The organism is Streptomyces cacaoi (assembly GCF_006539165.1).
GTDB lineage: Bacteria > Actinomycetota > Actinomycetes > Streptomycetales > Streptomycetaceae > Streptomyces > Streptomyces cacaoi.
The window spans coordinates 62,140-82,875 of the sequence record NZ_BJMM01000019.1 but is presented as its reverse complement, the minus strand read 5'-3'; the positions used below and the strand labels follow the sequence as shown (position 1 = coordinate 82,875).

At 72.7% G+C, this 20,736-nt stretch carries 24 protein-coding genes; 7 read left to right on the top strand and 17 right to left on the bottom strand.

Going from position 1 to position 20,736, the window contains the following annotated elements:
* Nucleotides 1-78 precede the first annotated feature (78 nt).
* A complete protein-coding gene (gene tatA / locus SCA03_RS18815) occupies nt 79-333 on the top strand; it encodes a Sec-independent protein translocase subunit TatA (RefSeq protein WP_086817787.1) in 255 nt (84 codons plus the stop codon).
* 138 nt (nt 334-471) lie between these two features.
* On the opposite strand, the gene SCA03_RS18810 is transcribed toward tatA, so the two are convergent.
* Both SCA03_RS18810 and SCA03_RS18805 read right to left on the bottom strand, forming a co-directional pair.
* On the bottom strand, nt 472-3,102 hold the full coding sequence (locus SCA03_RS18810) for a PA14 domain-containing protein (RefSeq protein ID WP_230988803.1): 2,631 nt from the start codon (nt 3,100-3,102) through the stop codon (nt 472-474).
* A 568-nt stretch (nt 3,103-3,670) separates the two neighbouring features.
* Complete coding sequence (locus tag SCA03_RS18805) at nt 3,671-4,798, bottom strand: M23 family metallopeptidase (protein WP_141275513.1); 1,128 nt, start codon at nt 4,796-4,798, stop codon at nt 3,671-3,673.
* A 310-nt stretch (nt 4,799-5,108) separates the two neighbouring features.
* Between SCA03_RS18805 and SCA03_RS18800 the strand changes: the two genes are divergently transcribed.
* A complete protein-coding gene (locus tag SCA03_RS18800; RefSeq protein ID WP_141275512.1) occupies nt 5,109-6,197 on the top strand; it encodes an alpha/beta hydrolase in 1,089 nt (362 codons plus the stop codon).
* A 15-nt stretch (nt 6,198-6,212) separates the two neighbouring features.
* Here the strand turns inward: SCA03_RS18800 and SCA03_RS18795 are convergent, their stop codons facing one another.
* From SCA03_RS18795 to SCA03_RS18785, 3 genes are all read right to left on the bottom strand, one after another.
* On the bottom strand, nt 6,213-6,932 hold the full coding sequence (locus SCA03_RS18795; protein WP_051846812.1) for a hypothetical protein: 720 nt from the start codon (nt 6,930-6,932) through the stop codon (nt 6,213-6,215).
* 155 nt (nt 6,933-7,087) lie between these two features.
* A complete protein-coding gene (locus SCA03_RS18790; protein WP_030876811.1) occupies nt 7,088-7,663 on the bottom strand; it encodes a TerD family protein in 576 nt (191 codons plus the stop codon).
* Nucleotides 7,664-7,758: 95 nt separating this feature from the next.
* Nucleotides 7,759-9,423: an MFS transporter gene (locus SCA03_RS18785; RefSeq protein ID WP_086813956.1), complete on the bottom strand. Its 1,665-nt coding sequence runs from the start codon at nt 9,421-9,423 to the stop codon at nt 7,759-7,761.
* Nucleotides 9,424-9,574: 151 nt separating this feature from the next.
* Between SCA03_RS18785 and SCA03_RS18780 the strand changes: the two genes are divergently transcribed.
* Nucleotides 9,575-10,135 (top strand): TetR/AcrR family transcriptional regulator, encoded by a 561-nt coding sequence (locus SCA03_RS18780; RefSeq protein ID WP_030876806.1) that lies wholly within the window; start codon nt 9,575-9,577, stop codon nt 10,133-10,135.
* Between the two features lie 90 nt (nt 10,136-10,225).
* Here the strand turns inward: SCA03_RS18780 and SCA03_RS18775 are convergent, their stop codons facing one another.
* The gene (locus SCA03_RS18775; protein WP_170298006.1) at nt 10,226-10,816 is read right to left on the bottom strand and encodes an ATP-dependent Clp protease proteolytic subunit; all 591 of its coding nucleotides are present in this window, start codon (nt 10,814-10,816) and stop codon (nt 10,226-10,228) included.
* A 675-nt stretch (nt 10,817-11,491) separates the two neighbouring features.
* Between SCA03_RS18775 and SCA03_RS18770 the strand changes: the two genes are divergently transcribed.
* The 3 genes from SCA03_RS18770 to SCA03_RS18760 are packed head-to-tail and all read left to right on the top strand — an operon-like array spanning nt 11,492 to nt 14,649.
* On the top strand, nt 11,492-12,793 hold the full coding sequence (locus SCA03_RS18770) for an ABC transporter substrate-binding protein (RefSeq protein ID WP_086813960.1): 1,302 nt from the start codon (nt 11,492-11,494) through the stop codon (nt 12,791-12,793).
* Nucleotides 12,793-13,755: a carbohydrate ABC transporter permease gene (locus tag SCA03_RS18765; RefSeq protein WP_230988802.1), complete on the top strand. Its 963-nt coding sequence runs from the start codon at nt 12,793-12,795 to the stop codon at nt 13,753-13,755. Before SCA03_RS18770 ends, SCA03_RS18765 begins: the two co-directional genes overlap by 1 nt.
* 9 nt (nt 13,756-13,764) lie before the next feature.
* Nucleotides 13,765-14,649: a carbohydrate ABC transporter permease gene (locus tag SCA03_RS18760; protein ID WP_051846810.1), complete on the top strand. Its 885-nt coding sequence runs from the start codon at nt 13,765-13,767 to the stop codon at nt 14,647-14,649.
* A 133-nt stretch (nt 14,650-14,782) separates the two neighbouring features.
* Here SCA03_RS18760 and SCA03_RS18755 read toward each other — a convergent pair whose 3' ends face one another.
* From SCA03_RS18755 to SCA03_RS18705, 11 genes are all read right to left on the bottom strand, one after another.
* Nucleotides 14,783-15,160 carry a DUF6479 family protein gene (locus tag SCA03_RS18755; RefSeq protein ID WP_030876786.1) on the bottom strand — a complete coding sequence of 126 codons (378 nt, stop codon included), beginning with the start codon at nt 15,158-15,160 and terminating at the stop codon, nt 14,783-14,785.
* Nucleotides 15,161-15,285: 125 nt separating this feature from the next.
* Complete coding sequence (locus SCA03_RS18750; protein ID WP_030876784.1) at nt 15,286-15,996, bottom strand: MgtC/SapB family protein; 711 nt, start codon at nt 15,994-15,996, stop codon at nt 15,286-15,288.
* A 4-nt stretch (nt 15,997-16,000) separates the two neighbouring features.
* Nucleotides 16,001-16,288, bottom strand: a complete 288-nt coding sequence (locus SCA03_RS18745; RefSeq protein WP_030876781.1) for a gas vesicle protein K — start codon at nt 16,286-16,288, stop codon at nt 16,001-16,003.
* Complete coding sequence (locus tag SCA03_RS18740; protein WP_030893532.1) at nt 16,285-16,491, bottom strand: gas vesicle protein; 207 nt, start codon at nt 16,489-16,491, stop codon at nt 16,285-16,287. Before SCA03_RS18740 ends, SCA03_RS18745 begins: the two co-directional genes overlap by 4 nt.
* Before the next feature lie 71 nt (nt 16,492-16,562).
* Complete coding sequence (locus SCA03_RS18735; RefSeq protein ID WP_086813963.1) at nt 16,563-17,426, bottom strand: GvpL/GvpF family gas vesicle protein; 864 nt, start codon at nt 17,424-17,426, stop codon at nt 16,563-16,565.
* On the bottom strand, nt 17,416-17,745 hold the full coding sequence (locus SCA03_RS18730; protein ID WP_086813964.1) for a gas vesicle protein: 330 nt from the start codon (nt 17,743-17,745) through the stop codon (nt 17,416-17,418). The genes SCA03_RS18735 and SCA03_RS18730 overlap by 11 nt, the downstream gene beginning before the upstream one ends.
* Complete coding sequence (locus SCA03_RS18725) at nt 17,742-18,197, bottom strand: hypothetical protein (protein WP_141275511.1); 456 nt, start codon at nt 18,195-18,197, stop codon at nt 17,742-17,744. The genes SCA03_RS18730 and SCA03_RS18725 overlap by 4 nt, the downstream gene beginning before the upstream one ends.
* Nucleotides 18,194-18,430 carry a gas vesicle protein GvpG gene (locus tag SCA03_RS18720; RefSeq protein WP_030876765.1) on the bottom strand — a complete coding sequence of 79 codons (237 nt, stop codon included), beginning with the start codon at nt 18,428-18,430 and terminating at the stop codon, nt 18,194-18,196. Before SCA03_RS18720 ends, SCA03_RS18725 begins: the two co-directional genes overlap by 4 nt.
* A gap of 4 nt (nt 18,431-18,434) precedes the next feature.
* Nucleotides 18,435-19,196, bottom strand: a complete 762-nt coding sequence (locus SCA03_RS18715; RefSeq protein WP_141275510.1) for a GvpL/GvpF family gas vesicle protein — start codon at nt 19,194-19,196, stop codon at nt 18,435-18,437.
* The gene (locus tag SCA03_RS18710) at nt 19,193-19,609 is read right to left on the bottom strand and encodes a gas vesicle structural protein GvpA (protein ID WP_030876758.1); all 417 of its coding nucleotides are present in this window, start codon (nt 19,607-19,609) and stop codon (nt 19,193-19,195) included. The genes SCA03_RS18715 and SCA03_RS18710 overlap by 4 nt, the downstream gene beginning before the upstream one ends.
* Nucleotides 19,610-19,939: 330 nt before the next feature.
* On the bottom strand, nt 19,940-20,440 hold the full coding sequence (locus SCA03_RS18705; protein ID WP_086818397.1) for a hemerythrin domain-containing protein: 501 nt from the start codon (nt 20,438-20,440) through the stop codon (nt 19,940-19,942).
* 111 nt (nt 20,441-20,551) lie between these two features.
* Between SCA03_RS18705 and SCA03_RS18700 the strand changes: the two genes are divergently transcribed.
* The gene (locus tag SCA03_RS18700; protein WP_030876753.1) at nt 20,552-20,731 is read left to right on the top strand and encodes a hypothetical protein; all 180 of its coding nucleotides are present in this window, start codon (nt 20,552-20,554) and stop codon (nt 20,729-20,731) included.
* The last annotated feature ends 5 nt before the right edge of the window (nt 20,732-20,736 follow it).

Below are 20,736 nucleotides of genomic sequence, written 5' to 3'. Positions count from 1 at the left end.
CAGCTGTCGTCGACCAGGTTATACACTTGCGCAATGTAGCAACTGACGACGATCACAAGGGAAGGCGGACGGTCCACGATGCTCCGCAACGGTCTCGAACCCTGGCACCTGATCATTCTGGGGATCGTCCTCGTCCTGCTCTTCGGCTCCAAGAAGCTGCCGGACGGGGCACGAGCCCTGGGCAAATCCATGCGCATCCTCAAGAGCGAGGCCCGCGCCATGCGAAAGGACTCCGCCGAAACTCCGACAGTGACGCCCGGCACCCCGCAGGACCGCGAGAGCCCGCGCCCCGAAGGCAGCAACGGGGGCACCACGGAGCCGGGGGTCTCCTAGAGGGGGCGGAGCCCCCGACGCCCGGCCGGCGAGGCCAACGGGAACAGGGGCGAAGCCCCGTACAGGGGGCGAAGCCCGGAACGCAGCTCGCCGGCCGGACGTCAGGCAAGGGGAAGAACAGGAGAGAGAAAACGAGGGTCAGCCGCCGCAGCGAAGCGTGCCGTCGGCGACGCCCCGGATCAACGCCCGGTGGGCCGCCCGCAGCCGCCCCACATCCCCCTTGACGACGGCCCGGTCATAGGTGACCAGCCCGTTCAACTCCCCTTCCAGATCGGTGATCTGCGTGTAGACGGCCCCACTGCTGCCCGCGCAGGCGAACCGCTCCACCTCCGCCAGCTTGGCGAGGTACTCGTCGGTGAACTTCTCCTTCTCCACACCGACGTAGGTGTGCCGCACCGGCCACGCATGCCCGGGCACGGCCAGCCCGAGCCCGCCGTACTCCCCGCTCACCCGGGCCCGTTTCCCGTCGTCGGCGGGCAACTGCGCGCTCGGGTACCCGTGTGCGTCGGAGATGTCACCGTTGCCGCCGTCGACGGCACCGCAGCAGTTGTGGCCGCTCATGTTGTTCACCAGCCGCGCGGGGTCGAGCCCCTTGGCGTAGTCGGCGATGCGGGCCTGGTCGTACTGGCCCCAGCCCTCGTTGAAGGTGACCCACATGACGACCGACGGGTGGCTGTCGTGCTGCCGGATCATCTCCTTCATCTCGTGCTCGTACTGTGCGCGGGCCGCCGCGTCGGGGGTGCGGTCCGAGCGCATCGAGGGCATGTCCTGCCAGACGAGCAGCCCGAGCCGGTCGGCGTGGTAGAACCAGCGGTCGGGCTCCACCTTGATGTGTTTGCGTACCGAGTTGAAGCCCATCTTCTTGTGCATCTTCAGGTCGTGGGCGAGGGCCTCGTCGGTCGGCGCGGTGTACAGCCCGTCCGGCCAGAAACCCTGGTCGAGGGTGGCCATGGAGAAGACGGGCGCGCCGTTGAGCACCATGCGCCGTTCGCCGTCCACGGTCTCGACGGAGATCTCCCGCATGCCGAAGTAGCTGCTGACGACGTCGGCCGAACGCCCGGTGCCCACCGTCACCTTGAGCGTGTACAGGTGCGGGTCGTCGGGTGACCACAGGTGCGGTGCGGGCACGGGCACGTCGAACGGCTCGCCACCGGTCCCGCTCGCGCGGCCGACCTCCTTGCGGCCGTCGTAGGCCACGGCCGTCACGGGCACGCCGGCGCCGGCACCGCGTGCGGTGACCGCCACCTTCTCGCCCGTCACGTCCGGCTCGGTGTGCACACCGGTGGTGTGCTCGGCGGCGACCGGCTCCATCCACACCGTCTGCCAGATGCCGGACGACGGGGTGTACCAGATGCCCTCGGGGTCGAGGCGCTGCTTGCCGACGGGCGGGTTCTCCCCGTCGGGCGCGTCCGTCGGGTCGTACACGCCGACGACCAGCTCCTGGTGGCGGCCGGGCCGCAGCGCGTCGGTGACATCGGCGGTGAACCGGTCGTAGCCGCCCTTGTGCCCGGCGACGCGCTCGCCGTTGACGTAGACGGTGGCCTGCCAGTCGACGGCGTCGAAGTTCAGGTGCAGCCGCTTGCCGGAGCCGACCCGCCAGTCCGCCGGGACGGTGAACGAGCGCTTGTACCACATCCGTTCCTCGTGCCTGCCGATGCCGGACAGCTGGGATTCGACGGGGTAGGGCACCAGGATCTTCTCGTCGAGGGTGCGGCCGGCGCCGACCGGCGGCTGCTCGCCCTTCCCGGCCGCGGCGAACTGCCAGCTGCCGTTGAGGTTGCGCCACTGCTTGCGCTTGAGCTGCGGGCGCGGGTACGCGGGAAGCGCGTTGTCCGGGCCGACCTCCTTCGCCCACCTGGTCTTCAGCTGGTACGTGGAGCGGTTGTCGCCGGAGGTCCAGAAGTCCCCGACGGCCTTGCCCGTGGCGTCGGCCAGCCCGCCCTCGCCGTCGTAGCGCACGTCCGCCGTGCCGCCCTGGCCGACGACGGGTTCGCGCAGCGCGACCAGCAGGGTGCGGTCGTCGCGCGGGTCGAGCCGTACGGCGCCCAGCGGCCACTCGGCGCCGCCGATCACGGCCTTCAGATGCTCCCGGACGGCGGCCGGCGGCGCGCTGAGCCGCTGGGCGAAGCCGAGCCGGAGAGTGCGGCCGGAGGCGGTGACGCGGACGTCGGCGGGGCCGTCGTAGGCGAAGTCCTCGGGCGGTGTCCAGGCCGACTGCGGGATCGCGGCCTTCTCGCCGCCGGGCGGGGTCCAGCGCACATGCAGATTGGAGCCGCCGTCCTCCTCGAAGTACTCGACCTTGACGGAGTGCGCGGTACCGGCGGTCAACTCGACCGGTGCGGAGGACTGTTCGTTGTCCCAGTCGGCGACCCAGTGGTCGATGACGAGCGCGCCGTCGACCCACATACGGAAGCCGTTGTCGCCGGATATGTGGAAGGTGTGCGCGCCGCTGCGGGCGGGGGTGAGGTCGCCGGTCCAGCGGACGCTCACATGGTCGGCCCGGCCGGCGCGTTCGGCCAGGCGCGGCTCCAGGTCGGCGAAGTCGAGGGACGGGTCGAACGCGGTGGCCCGCAGGGTGCCGAAGTCGTGTGCGCCGGGCGCCGACTGGGTCCAGTACTCGCCCTTGAGTCCGTGCACGGTGGGCGGTGCGCCGCCGTGCCCGCGGCCGGCGGCCGAGGCGACGGGGCCGGAGCCGAGCGCCGAGGACAGCAGAGCGAGGAGGGCGAAGACGGCGACGAGCGCCGCCGGCCGGGTGGGTGCGCGTCTCACGGTACCTCCGCAGGTGGGAGAAGGTGGATGCGACAAGAGCCCCTGCGCCCTGCTCCACTGCTCAGATGTCTGTACACCGTGGAATACAGGGGCAGTTGGCATGACAGCACGCCGAATCCACCCTGTCCAGACGGAAAACGGCACAGCCGCACAGAAACAGACGCCGAACGAACACAGGGGCACACAGCGGTACACAGCGGCACAGCCACACGCGTACACAGCCACCCGGCCCCACGCCCGCGCGGGCGCTCACGCACGAAGATTCATCCACGTCCGCTCGGCCCCAGGCCCCCGGGCCCCCGGGCCCCCGGGCCCACACGGGCTCACGGCCGCGCTGGACGGGTGGACAGGTGGACGGGGCACGACCGGCGGACGGCCGGAGGCGTCGCCGGGCGCGCGGGGCGGACGGACCGGGGGCGAAGACGGGGGGGTACGCCGGTGGACGGGGCCCGGACCGGGCGGGCGACCCGGGAGCCGGACCGCCCCGGCCGTACCCGCGCACCCCGCCACCGCGCCGTACCGCGCCGCCCGGTGCCGCGGACCATGTGCGGCACCGGGCCGGGTGGCGTCAGACCCGGACGCCCCGGTCCCGCAGCCAGCGGACCGGCTCGACGGCCGAGCCCACCTGCGGAGTGAGCCTGACCTCGAAGTGGAGGTGCGGGCCGGTGGAGTTGCCGGTGCTGCCCGACAGGCCGATCTGCTCCCCGGCCGCGACGTGCGCGCCCCGCCGGGTCTGGATCTGCGACAGATGCGCGTACTGCGTGTAGTAACCGTTCGGGTGCCGCACGACGATCTGGTTGCCGAAGGGGCCGCCGCACTCGACGGAGTCCACCGTGCCCTTGCCCACGGCGTGCACGGGGGTGCCGGTCGGCACCGCGAAGTCCTGGCCCGTGTGCCCGTTCGACCAGCGGGCGCCGGACGAGGCGAAGCCCGCCGAGAGCGTGTAGTTCCGCACCGGCCGCACCCAGGTGGCACCGCTGTCCGCGCCGCCGCCCGGCGGTTCGCCGACGGGGCAGCCGTCCGAGCTGCCGGCCGCCGCCGACCGGGCGGCCCGCAGCACGGGCCCGGCCGTCGCGGCCTCCCGCGCCTTCCGGGCCGCCTCGGCCCGCGCCAACTTCCGCCGCGCCTCGGCCAGTCGGCGCTCGACGGTGTCCTTGGCGTCCCGCTGCCGGGCGGCGTTCTCCTTGAGGAGTTCCAGCACGCGGTGCGCGCGTGCACGGTTGCGCTGGAGCCGGCGCTGGGTGGTCTTCGTGGTGCGCAGCAGCCGCTGGAAGGCGTGGTCCCCCTGGCGCTGTGCGCGCAGCCGCTCCAGCAGCGACTCCGGCGACCGGGACAGCACCAGCCGGGTGCCGAGCGCCCATCCGCCGTGCCGGTACTGGCTGCGGGCGACGCTGCCGAGCAGCTCGTGCAGCGCGTCGAGCCGCTTGTGGCCACGGCTGACGGCGCGTTGGACGCGGGCGACGGCGGCGCGCTGGTGTGCGGCCTTGCGGCGGGCGGCCTCGTACCGCGCCGAGGCGCGGGACGCCTGACCGTAGAGCGCGTCCACCCGCGAGGGCAGCCGCTGCGCGGCCTCGGCGGGCCCGGGGCGCGGCCCGGCAACGGCCGCCGCACCGTCGCCCGTTCCACCGGCGACGACGACGGCACACAGCAGCGCGGCAGCAGCCGGCCTGCGTCTGTTTCGTGCGACCTGAGTCATGGCACGATCGTGCGTCGGCGGTTGCCCCCGGACGGCCCGTACCACGGCGGCACGCGGCGCCCTTGCCCGATCGGCGCAGCGCCCGCCCCCGGTACGGGCGGTTTCGTCGCCGTTCCATGGACGGATGCGCGTGTCTGGTGTATCGGCGACGGCCTCAAGGGCCCGCGATTCCCGGCGAGGAGGGCGTCCACCGGCCGTGGGAGACCGCTGCCCCGCCTTGCGGCGAACCGGTGGCCGGCCCTTCGGTACAGGGATCCAGCACCCTCGTGGCGGAGCACCGCGTGCTCATCCGGCCGCTAGCTTGCTGCACATGACGGACATCGACGACACAACGGGCCCGGCGCGACGGCCCGGGCGCACCCGCCGGCAGGTTCTCCGCCCCGCCCTCGCACTCGCGGCCGCGGCCGCGCTCCCGGCAACGGCCGTCCCCGCCCGGGCCCACGCGGCTCCTCCCGGAGGACACGAGCAGCACCGGGGAGGCAAGCAGCACAAGGGAGTTCGCGTCCTGGAGGAGAAGCGTTCCGGACGGCTGGTCGACCTCACCTTCGACTCCCCCTCGATGGGCGGCCCCGCACATCTGCGGCTGCTCACTCCCGACCGGCCCCGGCGCGGGGGCGGTCCGTGGCCGGTGCTGTGGATGCTGCCGGGAGGCGACGGCGACCACCGGGCCCTGCTGCGGCGCTACAGCCTGGACAGCCGTGCCGAACTGCGCGATGTGCTGGTGGTGATGGCGTGGATGCCCGTGTTCGGCTTCTACTCGGACTGGTGGAACGGCGGCCGGGGAGGGCCGCCCGCGGTCGCCTCCTACCACCTGGGCGAGGTACTGCCGTTCGTGGAGCGGGAGTACGGCGCCGGGCCGCTGCGGGTGGTGGCGGGCGAGTCGATGGGCGGCTTCGGGGCCCTCTCGTACACGGCGCGGTATCCGGGGCTGTTCCGGGCGGCGGCCTCGTACAGCGGCTATGTGCATCCGCTCCGGCACCCCCGTGCGGTGCGCGCCGGTGCCACCCATGTGGGCCTCGACTGGCTCGCGCTGTGGGGCGACCCGGTCGAGCAGCGCGGCAACTGGCAGGCGCACGATCCGTATCACCTCGCCGAACGGCTGGTGGGGGTGCCCGTCCATCTGTCGGCGGGGGACGGGCGGGCGGGCCCGCTCAATCCGCCGGATGCGAAGCCCGACCCCGTCGTCCCCGGGCTGGAGGACCCGGCACATCCGTTCCCGGAGGACGTGCTGTCGCCGACCGAGGCACTCATGCGCGAGGAGACCCGGCTGCTCGCACGCCGCCTCGTCGGCCACGGGGCGCCCGTCACCACGCACTTCCACAGCGGCACCCACGATCCGGTCTACTGGGCACGGGAGTTCGACCGCACACTGCCGGGACTGCTGCGGCACCTGGGGTGACGCCCCGGGCCCGGGTCAGCCGGCGGCCTCCCCGGCACCCCCGTCGGGCCGGGACGCGGGCCGCTCCTCGTGGTGGCCCGGCTCCGCCGCCCGGCCCGGGCCCTGCTCCCCCGCCCGGCCCGGGGGCCGCCCGGAGCCCCGCTGCTGTGCGACGAAGGGCACGATGCCGCGCTCCAGGAGGGCCGTCTCCCATTCCCCGCGGGCGCGTTCGAGGGCGCGTGCGAGGCTCTGGGCGCGCTTGCCCGCCGTGCGGTTGCGCAGCGCGACGAACAGCAGCCCGGCCATGGCGGCGATCAGTGCGAGCGCCGCGACGGCGGCGGCCACCCAGCCGGCGACCACCAGCGACTCGCCCAACTCCTTGAGTCCGCCCGCGAGTTGGAAGACGCCGCCGATCAGGAGGAAGAGCACGGCGGCGGCACCGGAGACGGTGGGGGCCAGCACGGCGAGCACGGCGGAGACGCCCCGCGAGCTGCTCGCCTTGGGCCGGGTGCGGCGCGCCGCCCGCTTCTCGGCGGCCGTACGCAGCCGCAGATAGGCGGCGTACTCGCGCCCGGCGGGCGCCGCGATGCGTTCGGCGGACGCCAGCGCCTCCGCGCGCAGGGCGGCGTCCCGGCCGGGCTCGGCGCCGGTGTGCGGCGGCTCGTCGCGGGCGTCGGCCTCGTCCAGGGCGCGGTCCAGAACTCGTTCGAATGCGGCTCGGTCGCGCGCGAGGAGGCGCTGCGTGCGGCTGCTCACTTCTTCCCCCGAGGGCTCGGTGACGGAGCGGATGTGGGCCGGCGCGCGGCGTGGCCGTCCGGCGGCACAGCTCGGTCCGCCGGCCGCCACCGGCGCTGGGGCGGTGGTCGGACGGCGGACGGGTGCGGCCGGGCGCGGCGCTGCCGCGCGGGAGTTCAGACGTTGACGCCGAAGTCCTGTGCGATCCCCGCGAGCCCGGAGGCGTAACCCTGGCCGACGGCGCGGAACTTCCACTCCCCGTTGTGGCGGTACAGCTCGCCGAAGACCATGGCGGTCTCCGTCGCGGCGTCCTCCGTGAGGTCGTAGCGGGCCAGTTCGGAACCGCCCGACTGGTTGACGACGCGGATGTAGGCGTTGCTGACCTGCCCGAAGTTCTGGCCGCGCTGCTCCGCCTCGTGGATCGAGACGGGGAAGACGATCTTCTCCGCGCCGGCGGGGACGGCGGAGAGGTCGACCTTGATCACCTCGTCGTCGCCCTCGCCCTCACCGGTGAGGTTGTCGCCCGTGTGCTCGACCGAACCGTCGGGGCTCTTGAGGTTGTTGTAGAAGACGAAGTGCTGGTCCGAGAGCACCTTGCCGGAGCCGTCGCACAGCAGCGCGCTGGCGTCCAGGTCGTAATCGGCGCCGGTCGTCGTCCGGACGTCCCAGCCCAGGCCGACCAGCACCGCCGACAGACCGGGCGCCTCCTTGCTCAGCGAGACGTTGCCGCCCTTGGCGAGTGAAACTCCCACGTTCTCCTCCTGGTTCGGTTGACCGCTTCCCTTGAATCTACAGGACTGTAGAAGAAGACGCGGTGCCCGGACCGGGAGGCGGCCGGGAGCCCCGCTCAGCCCGGCCGGTGCGTCTCCCGCTCCCGGCCGCCGCCGCGCGACTGCTCCTCTCCGGCCGCCACCGCGCCGTCCGTACCGTCCGCGCTCGCCGCGCCGTCCGTGCCGCCGATCCTGCCCGCGCCCTTCGCGCCCTCCCGGCCCGGCACCTGCCCCTCCGCGCCGGGTGCGGGGCGCAGCAGGACCCACGCCTGGACCGTCGCCAGCACCAGCAGGACGGCGCCGGCCGCACCGGTGAACTGGACGCCGCGCTCGAACGCGTCCCGCGCGGCGGACGCCAGGGCACGGCCGGTGTCCCCGCCCACGGAGGCGGCGATGTGCAGCGCGTTGCCGAGCGTCTCGCGTGCGCTCTCCAGCACCCGCCCCGGCACACCCTCCACCGGGTCGAGCCCCCGGCGGTAGGCGGACGAGAGGACACTGCCCAGCACGGCGACGCCCATGGCACCGCCCAGCTCGATCCCCGTCTCGGAGACCGCGGAGGCGGCGCCCGCCCGCTCGGGCGGCACGGTGTCCAGCACGATGCCGTTGGTGAGCGTCATCACCGTGCCGGCGCCGAGGCTCACGAAGCAGAACGCGACCGCGAGGAGCGTCGGGCCGTCCGCCAGCGGCAGGGCGGTGATCAGCGCATAGCCGAGCGCGGCCGTCGCCAGGCCGCCCGCGATCAGCCGGCGCAGGCCCGCCCGCTGGGCCGCCGCGGCGGCGAAGAACCCGGCGGCGATCGAGAGCGCGGCGCCGGGCAGCAGCAACAGCCCGCCGCGCAGCGGTGAGAGACCCTCGGACAGCTGGAGGAACTGCGGGATGAAGAAGAGCGAACCGGCCATGACGAAGACGACCAGCACGTTGGTGCCGATGGCCGCCGAGAACCGGCGGATGCGGAACAGCTCGACGTCGATCATCGGATCCGTCAGCCGCCGCTGCCGCCGCACGAACAGCGCCCCGAAGACCAGCCCGGCCAGCAGATACGGCACACACACCGGCCCGTCGCCGTGTGCGAAGGACTTGATGCCGTAGACGAACGGCAGCACGGCGAGCAGGGTGAGCGCGGCGCTGGGCAGATCGAAGCGGCCCGGCCGCGGATCGCGCGTCTCGGGCACCAGCAGCGGCAGCGCGATCAGCGCCAGGGCCACCAGCGGCAGGTTGATCAGGAAGACCGAGCCCCACCAGAAGTGCTCCAGCAGCAGCCCGCCCACCACGGGCCCGAGCGCGGACCCGGCGCTGAAGGCGGAGCCCCAGGCGGCCAGCGCGACCAGGCGCTGCTTCTCGTCCCGGAACATGTTGCGCAGCAGCGAGAGCGTGGAGGGCATCAGCGTGGCGCCCGCGATGCCCAGCAGCACCCGGGAGGCGATCAGCGCACCGGCGCTGGGGGCGTAGGCGGCCAGCAGCGAGGCGACGCCGAAGCCGGCGCAGCCGATCATCAGCAGTTTGCGCCGCCCCACGCGGTCCCCGAGCGTGCCCATGGTCACCAGGAGGCCGGCGAGGACGAAGGAGTAGATGTCCACCAGCCACAGCAGCTGGGTGCTGGAGGGCGCGAGATCCTCACTGAGCGCCGGGACGGCGAAGCCGAGGACCGTGAGGTCGACGGCGATCAGCAGGACCGGCAGCGTGAGGACGACGAGACCCGCCCATTCCCGTGCTCCGGCCCTGGCGTCGGCGGGGTGCGCCATGGTCAGCTCTCCGATTCCGTGATTGTGTACGGCCGTACATAAATTCGTGTACTACAGTACACAAAAATCCGGCGGGGTGCCTCGCAATATTTCCGGCCGCACCCCGCCGCCCCGGCCGCCCGCACGGCCGGGCAGCGAGAAGGGCGAGCACATGGCAGCCAAGCGAGGGCCGGCCGACCCGGGGCGCCGGGAGCGGATCATGGCCGCGACCCAGCGGCTTCTGCTGGAGGAGGGCATCGGAGGGCTCAGCCATCGCGCGGTGGCCCGCGAGGCGGGGGTACCGCTCGGGTCCACGACGTACTACTTCGAGACGCTCGACGATCTGCTCGACGGCGCGACCCGCAGACTGACCGAGCAGTACGCGCACTGGCTGCACGAGTGGGGCGCCGGGCTCGGCGACCCCTCCCCCGCCGAGCTGGTCGAGCACCTCGCCGACCTCGTCGAGACCCAACTGGCCGGCTCCCGCGCCGAGCTGGTGCTCTCCTTCGAGCTGATGAGCGCGGCGATGCGGCGCCCCGAACTGCGCCCCGCCGCCGTGCTCTACGCCGAGACCGAACGCGAGGTGATCGCCGCGCACACCGACCCGCACACCGCCCGCGCGCTCGTCCTCGTCCTGGACGGCATCCTGTTGCAGTCCCTGGCCGCCCGGACCCCGCCGTCCCGGGAAGAGATCACCGCGCCGCTCGCCGCCCTGCTCACCCCGGAGGGCTGAGGGCCGGCCCGTACGCCGGAGGGCCCCGCCCTGCCGCGGCGCGGGCCCCCGACGGCCACGCGGTGTGCGGGCCCGCGCGCGGCACGCGGCTCAGCGCGCGGTGGAGCCGAACCCGGCGCCCTGCCGGGCGGTGGCGCCGGGGAACGCGGCCGGTGCGCTCATCACCGCGTCGACGAGCCCGTAGGCGACGGCCTCCTCGGCGGTGAACCAGCGGTCGCGCTCGGAGTCCCGGACGATCGTCTCCACGTCCTGGCCCGAGTGGTGCGCGATCAGCTCGGCGGCCTCGCGCTTGGTGCGGGTCAACTGCTCCGCGTAGATACGGATGTCGGACGCGGTGCCGGCGAGCCCCGCGGAGGGCTGGTGCATCAGAATCTTGGTGTGCGGCAGCGCGAACCGCTTGCCGGGCGTTCCCGCGGTCAGCAGGAACTGCCCCATGGAGGCGCAGAATCCGATACCGGTCGTCATGACGTCGTTCTCGATGTACTGCATGGTGTCGTAGATCGCCATGCCCGCCGAGACGGAGCCGCCCGGGGAATTGATGTACAGCTGGATGTCGTCCGCGGAGTCCGCGGCGAGCAGCAACAGCTGGGAGGCGATCCGGTTCGCGACCTCGTCGTCGACGGACTGCCCGAGGAACACGACCCTCTCCCGCAGCAGCCGGTCGAACACCTGGTCACCCATGCCGCCTGCCGCGGGCGCCGTGCCCTCGGCCGGGGCCGCGCCCGCCCACCGCTCCAGCACCGGTTCGTTCCGAAAACCCACTTCTCCCACCTTTCCCGTGCCGCGCCCGGATGCGCCCGGCGGGCCCCGCCGAAGCATCCGGATCTCCGTCCCGGATTCTGTTCCGGATTCCGATTCGGGCTCTGTTCCGATTCGGGCTCTGTACCGGGTGCCGATTCGGGTTCCTTTCCGGCTTCCTTTCCGCGTTCCTGTCGCGGTTCCGCCGCCACCGGATTCCCTTGCGGGAAGGGGCTCTTCGCCGCTCCGCGGACGTGCCGGAACCGCGGGGAACCGGCACCGTGAACGCAGCATAGGCACGGAACGGCCGCCTCGGGCCCGCGGTTCGCTTCCCGCACAAACCGGCTGTTTTCGCCATGGGCACAGAAGGCCGAGGTTTACCGGCTGCCCGATCGTGCTAAGCACCGCGGGAGGCGAGCGTGCCGGTGGCCCGGGGCGCAAGGGGTGGGCGGGACGGATTCTTGGACAACTGCCGTGCACCACTGGACTTCTGTCCACATGCCTTGACCTCGGGCGAGGGCGGCGGGATCAATAGCCCTGTCCGTTGGTACGACGCGCGTTAGGGCCACAGGTGTCCCCGGGCCCCGGACGGCGCGCCAGCATTGCCGGGAGGCCCCCATGTCGCACACCGGAATCCGCGCAGCCGCCGTCGTGTTGGCGTCGGCGGCCGTGCTCACCTCGGTCACCGGATGCGGCTCGGGCAGCGGTGGGGACGGCAAGAGCTTCACGTACTGGTCGATGTGGACGGAGAACGAACCGCAGGCCGCGGTGCTGAAGTCCGCCATCAAGAGCTTCGAGAAGGACACCGGCGTCAAGGTGAACGTCCAGTGGCAGGGCCGCACCGTCATGGAGAAGCTCGCGCCGACGCTCACCACCGGCAAGGTGCCCGATCTGGTGGACCAGTCCGACGACAAGCTCTATCCCACCCTGGTGCAGTCCAAGCGCGCCAAAAACCTCTCGCATCTGTTCGACAAACCCGCCACGGGCGAGAAGAAGAAGCTCTCGCAGGTGCTGAAGATGGGCTACATGAGCTATCTGCGGGACCAGCCGGACGGCAGCGGCAACAAATGGCTGGTGCCGTACGAGGTCACCTCCGTCAACCTCTGGTACGACGCGTCCGACAAGGACGTCCGGCCGCCGAAGACGTGGGACGAACTGCTCGACATCTGTGCGGCGTTGAAGAAGAAGGACCGGGCGTGCATCGCGGCCGACGGCGACCAGCCCGTCTACATCCTGTGGTGGCTGGACTACCTCGCCGACCGCATCGGCGGCGACGGCGTGATGAAGAAGGCCATCACCGACCCCTCCGGCAAGGGCTGGGACCACCCGGCGGTGAAGAAGGCCGCCGGCATGGTCAAGGAACTCGTCGACAAGGGCTATCTCCTCGACGGCTACGACGCGAGCAAGTACCCGGAGCAGCAGAACCGTTGGGCCCAGGGCAAGGCGGCCTTCAACCTCAACGGCAGCTGGCTGCCCACGGAGACGGAGAAGTTCGCCGAGAAGGGCTTCGACTACAAGGCGGCACCGTTCCCCTCGGCCACGGAGGCGAAGGGCGGCAAGCGGAACGCCACGGATGTGCGGCTGTTCGGCTTCGCGGTGCCCAAGCAGGCGAAGAACGCGGGCGCCGCGGAGAAGTTCATCTCCTACTTCCTGGCGAAGAAGCGGCTGAGCGGTATCGCCGACAAGGCCGGCAACATCACCCCGCGGCCCGACATCGAGGCGCCGTCACTGCTGCGGGACGCACAGCGGCAGATGGAGTCCACGCCCTCCCGCGAGCAGCTGCCGGGCTCGGTCACCTCCTACACGGACAAGGTGCTCTACCCGGCCTACAAGGACCTGTTCTTCGGCCACGCCTCCCCTGACCGCTTCCTGGCGAAGGTGAAGAAGCTGCACACCTCCTACGGGGAGGGCCGGAACTGATGGCGGTGCTCACCGCGGGGATGCGCCGCAGCGCGCCGTCCTCCCTGCCGGAGGCGGCGCAGCCGCGTGACACCCCGCTGGCCCGCCGGCGCAGACGGCTGTTCTGGCCGTTCGTCGCCCCGGCGCTCGCCTTCCTGACGGTCTTCTATCTGGGCCCGCTGCTCTTCGGCATCTGGACGAGCTTCCACCGCTGGGACGGCTACGCGCCCATGGAGTGGAACGGCCTGGGCAGTTACCGCGCTCTGCTGTCCGACCCGTTCTTCCGCACCTCGATGCTGAACACCTTCAAGATCCTGGTGTTCGTCGGAGCGGCCGTCTTCGTGATCGCCTTCGCGCTGACGATGGTGCTGCGCGACATGGCCGGCAAGAAGTTCGTCCGCGCGGTGATCTTCTTCCCGCACATCGTCAACGCGATGGTGTTCGGGGTGCTCGCCGGGTTCATGTTCAACCCGAACGGGCTGGTCAACACGGCGCTGAGCGCGCTGGGCGTGGACGATCCGCCCAAGTGGCTGGGGAGCGACACCATCTTCCCGCTGATCATGGCAACGATGGTGTGCACCTCCACCGGCTTCTACGTGGCGATCCTGATGGCCGCCGTCGACAACATCCCGCACTACCTCTACGAGGACGCCGAACTCGCCGGCGCGGGCGCCTTCCGCAAGTTCTGGCACATCACGCTCCCGCTCAGCTGGGACGTGGTGGGCGTCTGCGCGGTGCTGTGGACGATCAGTTCGGTGAAGGTCTTCGAACTGGTGCTGGTCTTCGGCGGCACCTCGACCACCAGCGGCCCGTCCATCGAGACCTGGACGAGCGCGCTGTACATCTACCGCAACGCCTTCACGGGCACCGACATCCCGCAGTTCGGGACGGTGTGCGCGGCCGGGATCGTCAGCCTCGTGCTGGTGGCGGTCTTCACCGTGCTGCTGCGCCGGCTCATGCGCCGTGACCCCGTCGAATTCTGAGGTGAGCTGGTGACGACATCCCTCGCCGAGCCCCGCACCACGGCCTCCGGCACCCGCCGCACACGCGGACGCGTGGGCCCGGGCCGCGCCGTCGGCATCGGACTGATCTGGCTGTTCGTCGCGGCGAGCCTGCTGCTCCTGCTGTGGATGCTGCTGACCTCGCTGCGCGACTCCCGCTCGATCTTCGACGATCCCTGGGCGCTGCCCGACCCCTTCCGGCTGTCCAACTACACGACCGCTTTCGACTCCGGTTTCGGCCGCGCCGCGGTCAACAGCGTGCTCGTCAGCGGCTCGGCCGCGCTGGTCTCCGTCGTCCTCGCGGCCCCGGCCGCCTATGCGCTCAGCCGCCGGCTGAACCGGATGGCGGGCCCGCTGACGATGCTGTTCGTGCTGGGCCTCGGCGTACCGGGGCAGGTGCTGCTGATCCCCGTGTTCTTCATGCTGACGGAGGTCGGCATGGTCGATTCGCTGCCGGGGCTGTTCCTCGTCTACGTCGGTATCGCCATGCCGTTCACGGTCTTCCTGCTCACCGGGTTCTTCCGTTCGCTGCCCGGCGAACTGGAGGAGGCGGCGGCCCTGGACGGTGCCTCGCCGGGCCGCACCTTCTGGCAGATCGTGCTGCCGCTGGCCCGCTCCGGGCTGATCACCGCCTTCATCCTCCAGCTGATCAACAACTGGAACGAGACGCTGTTCGCGCTGGCCCTGATGCAGAGCAACGACAACTTCACGCTGCCCCTGGTGCTGGCCCGGTTCATCGGTGAACAGCAGTACAAGGGCGCCGACTGGGGCGGCATGTTCGCGGGGCTGTGCCTCGTCGTCGCGCCGATGCTGGTGCTCTACGGCTGGCTCTCGCGCCGCATCATCTCCGGTATGACGCTGGGCATCGGCAAATGACGGCCACCGCTGCCGGACCGCGGGCGACGGCGCGCGACAGCGGGCGCCGCCGGCCGCCGGCACAGCACGGTGCCGCCCGGGACTCGGGTCCCGGGCGGCACCGTCCCCATCTCCGGCAGGGGCGGGCCGCGGGTCAGCCGAAGCCGCCGCTGCCGAACGAGCCGCTCTTGCCGGGCTCCCACCGGCGCCGCTTCGGCGGCTCGCCCGGGTGGCTCTCCTTGTCGGCGTAGTCGTGCACGTCCTTGTGGGGCAGCCGGCGCACACCGTCCTGAGGCATCTCGTCGGGTTCGCGGTTCTCCATGATCTCGTCCGTCGCCCCCTCCTCGGGGAGCTTCGGCTGCGACTCCGGGTCCGGGGGTTCGGGCTCCTGGTTGCGTACCCGGATGCCCAGCCACACGGCGCCGATCAGCGCCGCGACGATCAGCAGGCCGATCGCCAGCGGGGCGATGCCGACGAGGTGGTCCCGTGTGGCGGCGAGGTCGGCGACGGCTGCTATGGCGTAGACGTTCATCGTTCAGCCCCTTCCCGCACGATGGCGATCACCGGGTAACCGCCGGTGCCACCGGACAAACCGGGCCACTTCCATTGTCGCGCGCACCCCGCGGGCACGGGAGCCGCCGGCCGCCCGGCGCGGGCTCACTCCCCGGCGTGCCGCTCGTTCTCCTTGCTGTTGACGGCGATCATGCCGGGCACGTCCATCAGCTCCCCGACCAGCTCGGGCACCGAGCCCTTGCCGGACACCGCGAGCGTCACCGTCATCCGCTCCGCCTCCGTGCCCCGCTGGGCATCCGTCTCCGTGACGACGAAGCCGCGCTCCGTGCACAGGGTGAGCGCGGTGGCCAGCACACCCCGGCCCTCCTGGTAGGTCATCCGCAGCCGCGGAGGCTCCGCGTCCGGCAGGTAGTAGCCGAGCTTCGTGAAGCCCCAGACCGTGAGGAAGTGCATCGCGACGGCGACGATCGCCAGCAGCGGCAGCCCCGCGCCGCACGCCATGCCGACCGCGGCCGAGACCCACACGATGGCCGCCGTGGTCAGCCCGCGCACCACGTCCCGGCGGACGAAGATGACGCCGCCGCCGAGGAAGCCGACGCCCGAGACGATCTGGGCCGCGATCCGCGAGGGGTCCAGCGCGATGTCCTCCTCGCCCAGCAGATCGGCGAAGCCGTACTTGCTGACGAGCATGAACAGGGCCGCGCCCAGCCCCACCAGTGCGTGGGTGCGCAGCCCGGCGCTCTTGCCCTTGGCGCGTCTCTCCAGACCGATCAGCGAGGTGAGGACGAAGGCGAGGGCGAGATCGGCGACCTGCGGCCAGCCCTGCCCCATCGAGGAGTAGAAGGCGTCGTGCATGGCGTCAGGAGGCCGGGCCGTCGGTGGGCAACAGCGAGCCGAGCGGGCCCAGATCGAGATTCAGGTCCTCGGGCTCCAGCCCGAAGCGTTCCCGCAGCAGTGCCATGCGGTCCTCCAGCAGCATCAGGGTCATGCCGATCCTCTCCTCCTGGTCCTCCGAGAGGTCCCCGACCTCCACGCGGCGCAGCGCCTGACGCTCGACCAGCTGCCGCAGCAGCTCGACGACGGTCAGGACCAGCGACGCGAGATCGCGCTCCACCGTATCGGGGTCGACATCGACATGCCGGGTCACAGGAGCCCGCCTCCTCTCCACGGCGAGGGGACGCCGTCGTTCACCGAACTGAGCAGCGCCCGCAGGTCCACCCGCACCAGATCGACCCCGGCGATGCCCAGCGTGAGGCTTCCGCTCACCACGACCCCGGTGCCCAACAGCCGGTCGAGCAGGTCGACGAGGGAGACCTCGCGGCCGCGTACCGCGTCCCGGTACTCCTCCACGGGATCGGGACGGGGCTCGGGAACGGGAGCGGGCCCGGCCTGCCGCGGCTCGCTGCCCGCGGGGCCGCCGGTCACGAGGACGCCTCCGCCGCGGCCCCACCGGCGTGTCGGCCGCGCCCGGACGCGGGGGCGACGAACGAGTACGGGGCCCAGGGCCCGGTCACCTCCACCCGGACCACCGGATCGTGGGCGCCCAGCTGTTCGGCACGCTCGACGAACCGGCCGGCGCCTTCCCGGGGCACGAGGTAGGCCGCGTTGAGCAGGTTCTGCCCGGAGGCGCCGGACAGCCGCGGGTCCTGCGGCGGGTGGAGCCGTACGTCCTCGGCGTACGCGGCGAGCGCGGCGTGCAGGGTGCGGCCGGTGTTCTCCGCCTCGTCCAGCGCGCTCTCCCGGTCGCTGACGGCCCGCATCCGACGGCGGAGATAGGCGCGCCCACTGCCGGGAGCCGCGTCCGCCGGGCTCCGCGCGCCCCCTTCGGGTGCCGCGCCGGCAGCGGACGGGCTCGCCGCCGGGGCCGCGCGCCGCTGTGCCCGGTCCGTCTCCGCGTAGACCTTCACGCCCCATTCGACGCGTCCCGCGAGGCGGTCGAGGGTCCCGGCCAGCTCCTCGCGGTCCGCCTCAAGGGACCGGCGGACGGAGTCGTCGTCGTGGTGGACCGTCGCCAGCCGCAGCGGCAGCGGTGTGGTGACCTCGGTGAGCGCGTCGACCACGGCCTGGTGCGCGCGGGCGGTCTCCGCCAGCCAGTCCAGGTCCTCCAGATGGGCGCGGAGCGGCTGCTCGGCGAAGTCGTCCGCCGGCACGGTGCCGACCACGGCCGTCAGCCCCGCGTGTTCCAGGGCGCGCGGCACGGTGCCGGCCACGCCGCGCAGCCCCTCGGGCAGGGGCGGCAGCCCCGGCGGGGCGACCGCGTAGGCGTAGCGCAGCTCAGCGTTCATCGCTTCGGCCCTCCAGTTCGGCGACGCGGTGCCGCAATTGCTCGTTCTCGTCGGACAGTTCGTCCCGCCGGGCGGCGGAGCTGAGGGCCGGATCGGTCTCCCACCAGTCGATGCCCATCTCCTTGGCCTTGTCGACGGAGGCGACGATCAGCCGCAGTTTGACGGTGAGCAGCTCGATGTCGAGCAGGTCGATACGGATGTCCCCGGCGATCACCACGCCCTTGTCGAGGACGCGTTCGAGGATGTCGGCCAGGCTCGACCCCCTCTCACCCGCCGAGGCAGGGGCGCCGCCGCCCGGCAGCCTGCTGGGCAGCGTCATCCGCGCTCACCCACCTCGACGGAACCGGCCCCCTGCCGCGGACCCGCCGCCCCCTCGCCGGACCCGTCCCCGGAGGCACCGTCCTCCTCGGCGGTCGCGTCCTCGGGCGTCGGGGCATCGGCGGGCGCGTCCGCGGGTGTCCGGGCGTCGACGGGCGCATCCTCAGGCGCCCGGGCATCGGCGGGCGCGCCCTCGGACGCGCGGGCGGCCTCGCCGTCGCTGTCCGGCGCCGGGCCGGCGCGGCCCGGGCCGCGGCCCTCGGCGACGGCGTCCAGCCGGCCGGTGACCCGGCCGAGCCCGCGGCCCACACCCGCCAGCAGCGATCCGGCATCCACGCGCCTGCCCAGCAGCAGTACCGCCGAGCCGACCGCGAGGGCGCACTTCGACTGCCCGGCGCGGCCGAGGGCGTACCCGCCCGCGACGGCCGCCGCCGTCGTCAGCCTGCCGTTCATGTCCATGGGTTCCTGTTCTCCAGCCGCGCGAGCAGCTCGTCCTCGCGCCGGTCGAATGTGTCCTCGTCGATCTCGCCCGCGAGCAGGGCCTCCTCCAGCGCGGCCAGTTCGCGCTGGACGACGGCCGGGTCGCGGTACTGCCGCTCGGCCTCCGCCTGCACCTGCCGCAGGACCCACGCCGTGCCGCGGAACGGGGCGGCCGGCAGCAGCACCAGCTCGGTGAGCAGTCCCATGCCGTCACCGGGCCGCGTGTCCCACGGGCGGATCGGCCGTGGCGCCGGTCCGTTCGACGAAGCTGTAGGGCGGCAGCGGCCCGTTCACCCGCAGATCGAGCTGCGGGTGCAGCTCGGCCAGCTCGTCGACCGCGTCCAGCAGCCCGGCCGCCGACTCCTCGCCGACGAGCAGCGAGAGATTGGCCAGCCAGCCGGTGCTCCGCGGCCCCTCGCTGACCTCCGAGGCGTACGGCTCCAGCACGCTGCGCAGCAGGGCCTCGTCGGCCGTCTCCTGTGCCTGCACGGCCGTGGCCATCTGCTCGCCCAGCCGCAGCTTCTCCTCGTGACTGCCGCCCCCGGCGGCCCTGTTGGCCTCCGTCGCGGCGCGCAGCTCGGGCCGGTCGGCCAGCACGCGGTGCAGGACGGCCTCCTCGTGGTGCGCGGCCTTGACGTTGTACTCGGCCTTGCCCTCCAGCGCCGCCAGGCGCTCCCGGAAGTGCTCGGCACGCTCCTCCAGCACGCCGCCGGCGGTCTCGTCGTCCGCCGAGACGCTCCCGAAACGCAGCGGCAGTACCTGGGCGTGCGCCCCCGCCTCGGCCAGCACCCGTTGATGGGCGAGGAGTTCGCGGCGCTTGGGCCGCAGTTCCGGGGGCGCGTCGCTCACCAGCGCCACCAGTCCCTCGCGTTCGACGGTACGCACCGGGCGCGGCGGATCGCCGACGCCGGTGAGGCCGTCGGGCAGCGGGGGGCCGGGGGCGGCCGCGATGCCGTAGACGTAGGTGCTCACTCGCGCTCCTCCTTCCGGCGGCTCGTGGAGCGCCGCGGCGCCTCCTCCCGCTCACGGGACTCCTCGCGCGCCTGCCGATAGGCGTCGGAGACGGTCTGCGCCGCCCCGCTGAGCGCGCCCTTCGTCTTGCCGCGGGCGCCGGACTCGGTCATCTCGCCCACGACGTCCGGCAGTCCGGGGCTCTTGTTGCGGCCGGACTCCAGGTCCAGCCGGTTGCATGCCTCGGCGAACCGCAGATAGGTGTCGACACCGGCCACGACGACCCTGACGTCGATCTTGAGGATCTCGATGCCGACCAGCGAGACGCGCACGAACGCGTCGATCACCAGCCCGCGGTCGAGGACGAGTTCCAGTACGTCGTAGAGGTTGCCGGTACCTCCGCCGCCTTGCTGCTGTGCCGGGGCGACAGTCATGGCGGGCCTCCTTCGCGTGTCGGGAACGGCGGCCCGGTGTGCCGTGGGGCGGCGCCGTCCGCGGTGCGGTGCGCCGCCCTCCGCGCCGGTCGCGCTCGGTCGCCGCATCCGGCCACGGGTCCGGCCACAGGTCCGGCGCGGTCGCCTGCGCGCACCGCGCCGGCCGGTTCTCCCGCGCCGGAGCGGCTCGCCGGCCAGGTTTTCCGCGAGCCCTTCACCGGGCTCTCCGCCGACTTCGTCACCGGGCTCTGCACCGGGCTGTGCACCGTCCGGGCTGCGGCACCGGGTAGCCCGCCGTCCCGGGCCCAAACCCCGGCGCTGCGGCCGCTGTCAGAACCGTGCCGAGAGCCGCTCGCGTAGCCGGTCGAACAGCCCGGGGCCGGGGTCCAGCGGCCGTTCGGCGTGCGCCGCGGCGCGGGTGCCCCGCTCCAGCCGCTCCCGCCGGGTGAGCACGTCGCGCAGCCTCGGGAAGACCTCGTCCTCCTGGTACGCCGAGTGCCGCCCGAGCCAGTCGGACAGCTCCCGCACACAGCGTTCGGCCCCCGGCCCGCCGGGCGCCCGCCGGCTCAGTTCCCCGACGACGCGCTCGGCCTCGGCCCGGTCCGCCAGAGCCCTCGCCACGAGGTGTTCGCCGTCCGGCAGCGCACGGCGGACCACCGGGTGCAGATGGTGTTCCTCGGCGACGGTGTGCCGGGCGAGGTCGGTGACGAGCCGGCCCGCCAGCGCGTCGCGGCGCCGCACGTCCGACGTGGCCTCGTACGCCGCCAGCAGCCGCTCCGCCTCCCGGTGTTCGTCCGTGAAGAGTTCGAGAAGATCCTGTTTGTAGGCCATGTCCGTCGTCGTCTCCTCGTGGCGTCCTCGCGTCCGTGACCGGCTGTTCTGCCGTTTCGTACTGCACGGCGCGGGGACTCGTGTTTGAGTCGGACGTGGAGGTGATCGCAGGTGCAGCAGACCGAGAGCACCAGGAAGGACCAGGACGCCCGGACGCGCAACAGCAGAGCCGCGCTCGTCCACCGGACGGGCGTGGGGTCGGCCCGCGGCGACGGTCCCATGGGCTACGGACCCCGGGGACCCGCCGACGAGAGCGACCCCGAATCGCACATCTTCCGCGGCGAGGACTGAACGCC